General features: G+C 73.1%; 2 protein-coding genes. Both read right to left on the bottom strand.

What is annotated here, in order from left to right; translation table 11 throughout:
* Window positions 1–2: 2 nt before the first annotated feature.
* A complete protein-coding gene (otnK, locus tag KCI33_RS17800) occupies window positions 3–1256 on the bottom strand; it encodes a 3-oxo-tetronate kinase (RefSeq protein ID WP_212526149.1) in 1254 nt (417 codons plus the stop codon).
* Window positions 1256–2128: L-threonate dehydrogenase (ltnD, locus tag KCI33_RS17795; RefSeq protein ID WP_212526148.1), on the bottom strand; the 873-nt coding region annotated here is incomplete at its 5' end. The genes otnK and ltnD, both read right to left, overlap by 1 nt.

Here is a 2128-nt window from a genome sequence, read left to right as displayed (position 1 = left end):
GCTCATTCCTGATCCTCCGCGAGCCGTTTTGCGGCCTTTTCAAAGAAGTCCTCGGCGCCGAAGTTGCCCGATTTCAGGGCCAGGACCAAGCCGTCATGCGCGCGCATGGCGGGCACGCCGGGGTCGATCTCGGGGCCGATGCGCAGGTGCTCCAGCGCCAGGCCCTCGACCACAGCGCCCGAGGTCTCGCCGCCGGCGGTGATCAGCCGGGCGACGCCGCCCGCCACCAGGTGCCGCGCGGCCTCGGCAAACAGCGCCTCCAGCCGGTGCGCGATGGCCTCGGTTCCGTAGGTCTGCTGCGCCCGGGCCACCTCCTGCGGGTCGGCCGAGGAATAGGCCAGCGGCAGGCCGTCCTGCGCCAGCAGCCATCGGGCCACCTTCTCGCCGGTCATCGCGCCCGACATCACCGCCTCGGCGGTGATCTCCAGCGCCGGGTTGTTCTGCCTGTGCCGCGCCACCTGCGCCCGCGTCGCGTTGGAGCACGACCCCGACAGCACCGCCGCCCTGCCCGCCTGCCCGCGCCAGGCAGAGGCCCCGCCCGCCAGCAGCCCCTCGTCGCGGAAATTCCCGGGCAGGCCCATGGCGATGCCCGAGCCGCCGGTCAGCAGCGGCAGGCCGGCCGCGGCCCGGCCCAGCGTCACCAGGTCCTCGTCGCGGATCGCGTCGGCCACGATCAGGCGATGGCCCGCGGCATCCTCGGCCGCCAGCCGGTCGGCCACCGCCTGCGCCCCGGCAAAGACCGCCGAGGCCGGAACATGGCCGACGCTGCCCGTCGCCTGAAGCGCCAGCCAGCGGCGGATGTCGGCGTCGGTCATGGGCGTCAGCGGGTGGTTCTCCATCCCGCTTTCGTTCAGCAGCCGGTCGCCGACGAACAGATGCCCCTGGTAGATCGTCCGCCCCGCGCCCGGAAAGGCCGGGCAGACCAGCACCTGGCGCGCGCCCAGGGCCTCGGCCAGCGCCTCGGCCACCGGGCCGATATTGCCTTGCGGAGTGGAATCGAAGGTCGAGCAGTATTTGAACAGGAACTGCCGGCAGCCCTGCGCGCGCAGCCACTCCAGCGCCTGAAGCGACAGCCGCACCGCCTCACCCACGGGGATCGAGCGTGACTTCAGCGCCACGATCCCGGCCTCGACGTCGGGCGCCGCCGCCGCCCCGGGCACGCCGACATATTGCACGGTCCGCATGCCCGCCCTGGTCAGCGTGTTGCCGAGGTCGCTCGAGCCCGTGAAATCGTCGCCGATGCAGCCCAGAAGCATCATTCCTCTCCCGGCAGTTTCAGCCCGGCGGCGCGGGTATAGACCCGCGTCACCGCCGCGTCGTCGATCTCGCCGTCGCCGGCCTCGGCCGCGGCGCGGAACTGCGCGAGCGCGGTCTCGGCCATCGGCACCGGCAGCCCGGCGCCCTCGGCGATCTCCCGCACGATGCCCAGATCCTTGGGCCAGATATTGATCATCGAGCGCGGGGCGTAGTCGTTCTCCACCACATGCGGCGCGCGGTTCTCGAACATCCAGGAATTGCCCGCCGAGGAGGTGATCACCCGCACCACCTGCGCCAGGTCCAGCCCCTGCGACAGCGCGAAGGCCAGCGCCTCGCCCATCGCCGCGATATGCACCCCGGCCAGCAGCTGGTTGACCGATTTCATCGCCGAGCCCGCGCCGGGCGCCTCGCCCAGCCGGTGCACCACCTCCGCCATCGCGTCGAGCGCGGGCGCGGCGGCGGCAAACGCCGCCTCGCTGCCCGAGGCCATGACCGACAGCTTGCCCTGCGCGGCCTTCGCCGCCCCGCCCGAGATCGGCGCGTCGAGATAGAGCAGCCCCAGCGCCGCCGCCTCCGCCGCCATCTCGCGGGCGAATTCGGGCGGCACCGTGGCGCAGGACACGATCACCGCGCCCTTCGCCAGGTGCCGCGCCCAGCCCTCGGGGCCGAACAGGACGGCGCGGGTCTGCGCGGCGTTCAGAACCACGCAGACCAGGATGCCGCTCGCCGCCGCGGCCTCGGCCACGGCCGCGCTCTCGCCGCCCTCGGCAACCAGACCCGCAACCCGCCCCGCATCCAGGTCCGCACCGAACACCCGATGCCCCGCACGAAGCAGCGACTGCGCCATGCCGTAGCCCATCGAGCCGAGGCC

The organism is Actibacterium sp. MT2.3-13A, from assembly GCF_018139985.1.
Taxonomy (GTDB): Bacteria; Pseudomonadota; Alphaproteobacteria; order Rhodobacterales; family Rhodobacteraceae; genus JAGSOU01.
Note: the sequence above shows the minus strand (reverse complement) of the source record. Positions and strands in the feature narration are given on the sequence as shown.

Coding starts and splice junctions, on each gene's coding strand:
- otnK (WP_212526149.1), bottom strand. CDS start 1,256: ATGCTTCTGGGCTGCATCGGCGACGATTTCACGGGCTCGAGCGACCTC.